Origin of the sequence: Faecalibacterium sp. (assembly GCF_052358865.1) — a bacterium.
In the GTDB taxonomy this organism is placed as follows: domain Bacteria; phylum Bacillota; class Clostridia; order Oscillospirales; family Ruminococcaceae; genus Faecalibacterium; species Faecalibacterium butyricigenerans.
This window is the reverse complement of record NZ_DAWCVJ010000105.1, coordinates 1-6,704: the sequence shown is the minus strand read 5'-3', so window position 1 is coordinate 6,704 and position 6,704 is coordinate 1. Positions and strand designations below refer to the sequence as shown.

General features: G+C 56.5%; 7 protein-coding genes. 6 read left to right on the top strand and 1 reads right to left on the bottom strand.

Annotated elements, in window-relative coordinates; translation table 11 throughout:
- From ACT8X9_RS12300 to ACT8X9_RS12275, 6 genes are all read left to right on the top strand, one after another.
- Nucleotides 1-1,420, top strand: a 1,420-nt coding sequence (locus ACT8X9_RS12300; RefSeq protein ID WP_444269174.1) for a carbohydrate ABC transporter substrate-binding protein, incomplete at its 5' end; no start/stop codon positions are given.
- A gap of 105 nt (nt 1,421-1,525) precedes the next feature.
- Complete coding sequence (locus ACT8X9_RS12295; protein ID WP_117529995.1) at nt 1,526-2,500, top strand: carbohydrate ABC transporter permease; 975 nt, start codon at nt 1,526-1,528, stop codon at nt 2,498-2,500.
- 2 nt (nt 2,501-2,502) lie between these two features.
- Nucleotides 2,503-3,369, top strand: coding sequence for a carbohydrate ABC transporter permease (locus tag ACT8X9_RS12290; RefSeq protein ID WP_249238079.1), 867 nt, complete (start codon nt 2,503-2,505; stop codon nt 3,367-3,369).
- Between the two features lie 135 nt (nt 3,370-3,504).
- A complete protein-coding gene (locus tag ACT8X9_RS12285) occupies nt 3,505-3,729 on the top strand; it encodes a hypothetical protein (RefSeq protein WP_337937131.1) in 225 nt (74 codons plus the stop codon).
- A 132-nt stretch (nt 3,730-3,861) separates the two neighbouring features.
- A complete protein-coding gene (locus ACT8X9_RS12280) occupies nt 3,862-5,223 on the top strand; it encodes a GH1 family beta-glucosidase (protein ID WP_117529993.1) in 1,362 nt (453 codons plus the stop codon).
- Between the two features lie 98 nt (nt 5,224-5,321).
- Nucleotides 5,322-5,996, top strand: a complete 675-nt coding sequence (locus ACT8X9_RS12275; protein ID WP_316541905.1) for a hypothetical protein — start codon at nt 5,322-5,324, stop codon at nt 5,994-5,996.
- 15 nt (nt 5,997-6,011) lie between these two features.
- On the opposite strand, the gene ACT8X9_RS12270 is transcribed toward ACT8X9_RS12275, so the two are convergent.
- Entirely contained in the window at nt 6,012-6,596 is a 585-nt protein-coding gene (locus ACT8X9_RS12270; protein ID WP_242994698.1) for a DUF6036 family nucleotidyltransferase, read from the bottom strand.
- Nucleotides 6,597-6,704 lie beyond the last annotated feature (108 nt).

Below are 6,704 nucleotides of genomic sequence, written 5' to 3'. Positions count from 1 at the left end.
TAATTTCCTGCTCGCATCCGGCGCAGTGACCATTGGTGCAGCTTTGGCTGCCTGCGGCGGTTCCTCCGCTTCCACCAGCACTGCTTCTTCCGCTCCCGCATCCAGCGCAGCCGCTTCCGGCACCTCTGCCGCCGGCAAGGTGCTGAACATCTGGTGCTGGAACGACGAGTTCCAGAGCCGCTTCAACGACTACTATCCGGAAGTTTCCGAGATCGCAGCGGACAAGTCCACCACCACCCTGAAGGACGGCACCACCGTCAAGTGGACCATCAACGCCAACGAGAACAACAACTACCAGAACAAGCTGGACGAAGCACTGCTGAGTCAGGACAGCGCCGCCGACGATGACAAGATTGATATTTTCCTGATCGAGGCCGACTATGCGCTGAAGTATGTAGATTCCGACTACGTTCTGGATGTGAAGGCCGACATCGGCCTGACCGATTCCGATCTGGCCGGTCAGTACCAGTATACCAAGGACATCGTCACGGTGGACGGCAGCCAGCGCGGCACCACATGGCAGGCAACGCCCGGCCTGTTCGCATACCGCCGCAGCATCGCCAAGGATGTTCTGGGCACCGACGACCCCACCGAGGTGCAGGCACACCTGTCCGACTGGGATAAGTTCAACGATGTGGCGGCACAGGCCTCTGCCAAGGGCTACAAGATGCTGTCCGGCTTTGACGATGCATACCGCACCTTCTCCAACAATGTGGCCGCTCCGTGGGTGGACGGCACCACCGTCACCGTGGACGAGAACATCATGAAGTGGGTGGAACAGACCAAGGAATACACCGACAAGGGCTACAACAACAAGTCCAGCCTGTGGGACAGCCAGTGGGCGGCCGATCAGGGCCCCACCGGCAAGGTGTTCGGCTTCTTCTACTCCACATGGGGCATCAACTTCACCCTGCTGGGCAACTCGCTGGAGACCCCTGTGGCCGAGGGCGGCAAGGAGGAAGTGGGCAACGGCATCAACGCCGACAACGCCGTGCGCGCAGGCCCACCGCCCTACTACTGGGGCGGGACCTGGATCAGCGGCGCAGCCGGAAGTGACAACATCGAGATCATCCGGGACGTGATGCAGAAGCTGACCTGCGATGAAGCCATCATGAAGCAGATCACGCTGGATACGCAGGACTACACCAACAACGAGAAGGCCATGGAAGAGATTGCAGGCAGCGATTACAAGTCCGACTTCCTTGGCGGCCAGAACCATATCGCCCTGTTTGCCGAGGCTGCAAAGAAGATCGATATGTCCAACGCAGGTCCCTACGATCAGGGCCTGAACGAGAGCTTCCAGACCGCATTCAAGGACTACTTCACCGGCAACGTGGACGAGGATACCGCAAAGGCAAACTTCGAGACCGCCATCAAGGAGAAGTACCCCGAGCTGACCGATGTGGTCTGGCCCGCATGATTGCGGCATGACCCAATTCGCTGACACGGAAAAGTGAATACAGAGGGCGGGCGGCATATCTCGCCCGCCCTCTTTGCTTTTCTACAGATAACAGGAGGCGATCCTATGGGAGAAAAGAAAAAGAAAGGGTCGATCAGCTATGCGAAATGGGGCTACATCTTCATTGCGCCGTTCTTTATCATCTTCGCAGTATTCCAGCTGATCCCCCTGGCATCCACCATCTACTACAGCTTTTTTGAATATTACCGCAGCGGCCTGAAGATCATCGGCCCCAGCTTTGTGGGCCTGAAAAACTACATCACCCTGTTCGCCACCGACCTGCCCAAGTATTTCAGCAACACGCTGATCCTGTGGATCATCGGCTTTATCCCGCAGATCGCCGTTTCGCTGCTGCTGGCGGCATGGTTCACCGACCTGCGCCTGAAGCTGAAGGGCCAGACCTTCTTCAAAACGGTCATCTACATGCCCAACCTGATCATGGCTTCGGCCTTTGCCATGCTGTTCTTTGCGCTGTTCTCGGACAACGGCCCGGTGAACGCCGTGCTGCTGAGCATGGGCTGGATCAAGACTCCCATCAGCTTTTTGAACACCGTGTGGGGCAACCGGGGACTCATCGGCCTGATGAATTTCCTCATGTGGTTCGGCAACACCACCATCATGCTCATGGCAGCCATCATGGGCGTGGACCCCACCCTGTACGAAGCTGCGGAGCTGGACGGCTGCACCCCGAACCAGATGTTCTGGAAGATCACCATCCCGCTCATCCGGCCCATTCTGGTCTACGTGATGATCACCTCCATGATCGGCGGTCTGCAGATGTTCGATGTGCCGCAGATCCTCACCAACGGCAAGGGCGGGCCGGACCGCACCTCCACCACCATGATCATGTACCTGAACAACCACCTGTTCAGCAAGAACTACGGCATGGCCGGTGCTGTCTCGGTGGTGCTGTTCCTCGTTTGTGCGGTGCTGTGCGTGGTGGTCTACTTCTCCCTCACCCGGGAGGATGACGGCTTGACCAAAGCCCAGCGCAGGGAATTGAAAGCTGCCCGGAAGGCAGCAGCTAAAGGGGGCAAGTGAATATGGCACGCACTCCGAAAACGCAGTCTGAAAAAGCAACACTGGCGGCACGCCGCGCCTGGTGCTATCTGGTGCTGGTGCTCATCAGCTTTCTGTGTCTGTTCTTCTTCTATGTGCTGGTGATCAACTCCACCCGCACCCATTTTGAGATCCAGAAGGGATTCTCGCTGCTGCCGGGCAAGTCCCTCGTCACCAACTTCCGGAACGTGCTGGCAGACGCCAATATCCCGGTGGGCACCGGCATCCGCAACAGCCTGATCGTCTCGGCCTGCTCGGCAGCCCTCAGCGTGTATTTCTCGGCCCTGACGGCTTACGGCATCTACGCCTACAATTTCCGGTTCAAAAAAGCCGCCTTTGCCATCATCCTGCTCATCATGACCATGCCCACGCAGGTGTCGGCTCTGGGCTTTTTGCAGCTCATCACCAAAATGGGCCTGAAAAACAGCTTTGTCCCGCTGATCCTTCCCAGCATCGCAGCGCCCACGGTGTTCTTCTTCATGAAGCAGTATCTGGACGCTTCCCTGCCCATGGAGATCGTGGAGGCCGCCCGCATCGACGGTGCAGGCGAGTTCTATACCTTTAATAAGATCGTGCTGCCCATCATGAAGCCGGCCCTTGCCGTGCAGGCCATCTTCTCCTTCGTGGCCAGCTGGAACAACTACTTCATCCCCGCTCTGGTGCTGGACAGCGCCGACAAAAAGACCCTGCCCATCCTCATTGCACAGCTGCGCAGCGCAGACTTCCTCAAGTTCGATATGGGCAAGGTGTACATGATGGTGGCCATCGCCATCCTGCCGGTGATCATCGTCTACCTGCTGCTCTCCAAGTTCATCGTCCGCGGTGTGGCGCTGGGCGGCGTCAAGGGCTGAAATTACGACCGGCGCCAAAGCCCCTCCTGTGAAAATGCAATGGGGCTGTTGCACAAGCCCAACCAAAAGACCAGAGTTATTTAGTCAAAAGGCTTTACAACTCTGGTCTTTTGCTTTAACGTTAACAGTGCAAAAATGAAACGGATAAAGCAAGAACAGCATATCGAAATTGAGGAGAAAAGTCAACAGTTAAAATTTCGAATGCAGACAGAAATTCAAATCAACAAACATCATGCGCTCTGTCAGGCAAGCGACCAGCTTGAGGAACTGGACTATACAAAATTGTATTTCGCTTATTCGGGGATCCGAAAATCGCAGATCGAGCCGCAACCGCATCCTCATGCCGCACCATCTTCATGACCTCTGCACTGAAAGAGGAATTGAAGAAATGGTTGAATCGGCTGGCGGCAGACGAGATGAAAGACCCGACACGCTACCATGACAGTGGAATGCCTGTGCACACAAGTTTGAATGACAGAAAGGAAAACTATTATGGCTGAATTTCCAAAAGAATTTGTCTGGGGTGCTGCAACAGCGGCCTATCAGATCGAAGGCGGTGCCACAGAGGGCGGTAAGGGACTGAGCATCTGGGATGTTTTTTCCCACACACCGGGCTGCACCTACCGGGGCGAGACCGGTGACGTTGCCTGCGACAGCTACCACCGCTGGAAAGAGGACCTTGCACTGCTGCAGTCCATGCACCTGAAAGCCTACCGCTTTTCCGTGGCATGGACCCGCATTGCCCCCAACGGCGGCACAGACTGGAACGAGGAAGGCTTTGCCTATTACGATACCCTTGTGGATGCCTTGCTGGAAGCCGGGATCGAGCCTTATGTAACTTTGTATCACTGGGACCTGCCCCAGGCGCTGGAAGAAAAGGGCGGCTGGCGCAGTGAGGAAACGGCACGCGCGTTTGCAAGCTATGCCGCAAAGATGGCAGAGCACTTCAAAGGCCGGGTACATCAGTGGTTCACCTTCAACGAGCCTGCCTGCATCGTAAAAATGGGCTACGGCACCGGAGAGCACGCCCCGGGTCTGAAACTGCCGCTGGAAGGTCAGTTTACCTGCTGGCGGAACGTTATCTACGCCCACTGCCTTGCCGCACAGGAGCTGCGCCATGCAGACCCGGAAAACAAGGTGGGCTTTGTTTCCACCGGCCGCATCTGCTATCCGGTGTCGGAGGCAAAAACAGACGTGGACGCTGCCCGGGTCCTGACCTTCGCCTGCCCGGATGACGACTGGGCCTTCACCCACACCATGGCACTGGACCCGGTCTGTCTGGGCCGTTGGCCGGAACCGGACATCTGCGGACCGAGACTTGCCGCCAGCATCGCCGCTGTGCCGCAGTACATCAACGATGCCCTGCCTCTGGGCAAGCCGGACATGGTGGGGCTGAACATCTACAACGCTGCCCCGGCGCAGATGGGCGAAAACGGTCCCAGCTATGTAGAGCGCCCCGCCGGGTACGCCCATACCGCCATGAACTGGCCGGTGGAGCCGGAATGCCTGAACTGGGGTCCCCGCCAGATGCAGGAGCGGTACGGTCTGCCCATGTTCATCACCGAAAACGGCTTGTCCTGTACGGATAAGGTCTACCGGGACGGCAAGGTGCACGATGCAGACCGCATCGATTTTCTGGCACGGTATCTGGAAAAGCTGTCGGAGGGCATCCATGCCGGTGCAGATGTGCGGGGATATTTCCAGTGGAGTCTGCTGGACAACTTCGAGTGGCACAGCGGCTACCGGGAGCGGTTCGGTCTGGTGTATGTGGATTACGCCACCGGGCAGCGCATCCCGAAAGACAGCGCATTCTGGTACGGTGAAGTTGCCGCCACCAATGGACAGTCCATCTGAGCCGTAAACGCAGAAATTCCCGGACGGTATTTCACTGTCCGGGAATTGTGTTATAATAGAATCAACGCAAATTTTACCAGAGAAACGAGGACACAGCCATGGCATCCTACAGCTACGAACGGGATATCACCCCCGAAGACCTGATCCAAGAAACGCCCCCTCCCCTGACCCCGGCGCAGCAGCGTGCCAACTGGTGGCACTACCACTGGTATTATGTGGTGCTGATCGCTGCTGCCCTGCTGGCGGTGGGGTATTTTGTCTGGAGCCGGGTCACCGAGGTGCAGCCGGACTACACCGTGGCTGTGGTAAGCCGCACCGACCCGGATACCGCCTTTCTCAGTCAACTGGAGACCCAGCTGGAAGGCCTTGCCGAAGACGTGAACGGCGATGGCAAAGTAAAGGTAACCGTAAAGGGCATCTGGCTGGCGCTGGACTTTGAAACGCAGAATGCCGCCCTGCAGCAGCTGATGCAGTCCAGTGAGGACAAGCTGAACTCTGATTTTTATCTGTGCGAGAGTACCTTGTTCATCATAGACGACCCCGCCGCCATGGAGCAGCGGTACGGCTGTTTCCAGACGCTGGACGGCACCGACCCGGAGGAAGGGGATGTTCTGACCGTATCAGACTTTACCCTGCCGCTGCAAGGCACCGCCCTTGCCGGGCTGCAAAACGAAAGCTCTACCCTCTGGTACGCCGCCCGCCGCCTGAACGAGGGCATGGATGCAGATGCTGCTGCCGCATTGAATGATGCACTGTGGGCGAAACTAGGGTAAGGTTTGCGAGAGCATCTAGCCTGCACCGGCACGATGCAGTTCAAGGGTTTGGGTGTTCCCAACAAGTATTTTGCAACGCAAAATAAGCAGATACTCCTGATACCGGATGTAAAAATCCCGATACCGCCACTCATTCAGGATACTGGCTTTCAGTTCATCCTCATCCGTTGCGAGATGTTCCAACAGGTCCCAGTCCAACGAGTTCCGCACCGCTTCACTCTCCACGTCTGCCTTGTCGGTGTCACGGAAAGAGCAAAGTTTTGCAATCACCAGATCTTCCAGACTGGGTGTGTAAAACTGCACCTTTGTGCCACCGAAGGGCAGCGGTTTCAAGCGGTCGGGATAGTTATAGGGAAAATTATCAATATAGGCTTCCACATCCGTGTTGATGTCGTACTTGCCAAGTAGTCCGTACAGCTCTTTCGGGACGCTCAAGGCATCAATGTCATGGGTGGCACGGGTCAGCTTGCCCAGCAGAATGAACGCACTGCCGCCCACGATCACCATCTGGTAACGGTCGTCATTGTCGATCATCAGGTCAGCATCTTCGTCCAGCCGTTCCAGACGCTTGCAGAGGTCGTCTAAAATCATCTTTCCCATAAAGCAGCCTTTCGTATTTTCAATAATAGTATTCTCTAAGATTATTTTAAGGACTGAGCTGTGTGTTGTCAAGAGGAAATCATCGATATTTCTCGCATTTTACGCTGT

Excerpts from the sequence above, each read along its gene's own strand:
- ACT8X9_RS12280 (WP_117529993.1), top strand. The coding sequence starts at position 3,862 with ATGGCTGAATTTCCAAAAGAATTTGTCTGGGGTGCTGCAACAGCGGCC.
- ACT8X9_RS12290 (WP_249238079.1), top strand. The coding sequence starts at position 2,503 with ATGGCACGCACTCCGAAAACGCAGTCTGAAAAAGCAACACTGGCGGCA.
- ACT8X9_RS12285 (WP_337937131.1), top strand. The coding sequence starts at position 3,505 with ATGAAACGGATAAAGCAAGAACAGCATATCGAAATTGAGGAGAAAAGT.
- ACT8X9_RS12270 (WP_242994698.1), bottom strand. The coding sequence starts at position 6,596 with ATGGGAAAGATGATTTTAGACGACCTCTGCAAGCGTCTGGAACGGCTG.
- ACT8X9_RS12295 (WP_117529995.1), top strand. The coding sequence starts at position 1,526 with ATGGGAGAAAAGAAAAAGAAAGGGTCGATCAGCTATGCGAAATGGGGC.
- ACT8X9_RS12275 (WP_316541905.1), top strand. The coding sequence starts at position 5,322 with ATGGCATCCTACAGCTACGAACGGGATATCACCCCCGAAGACCTGATC.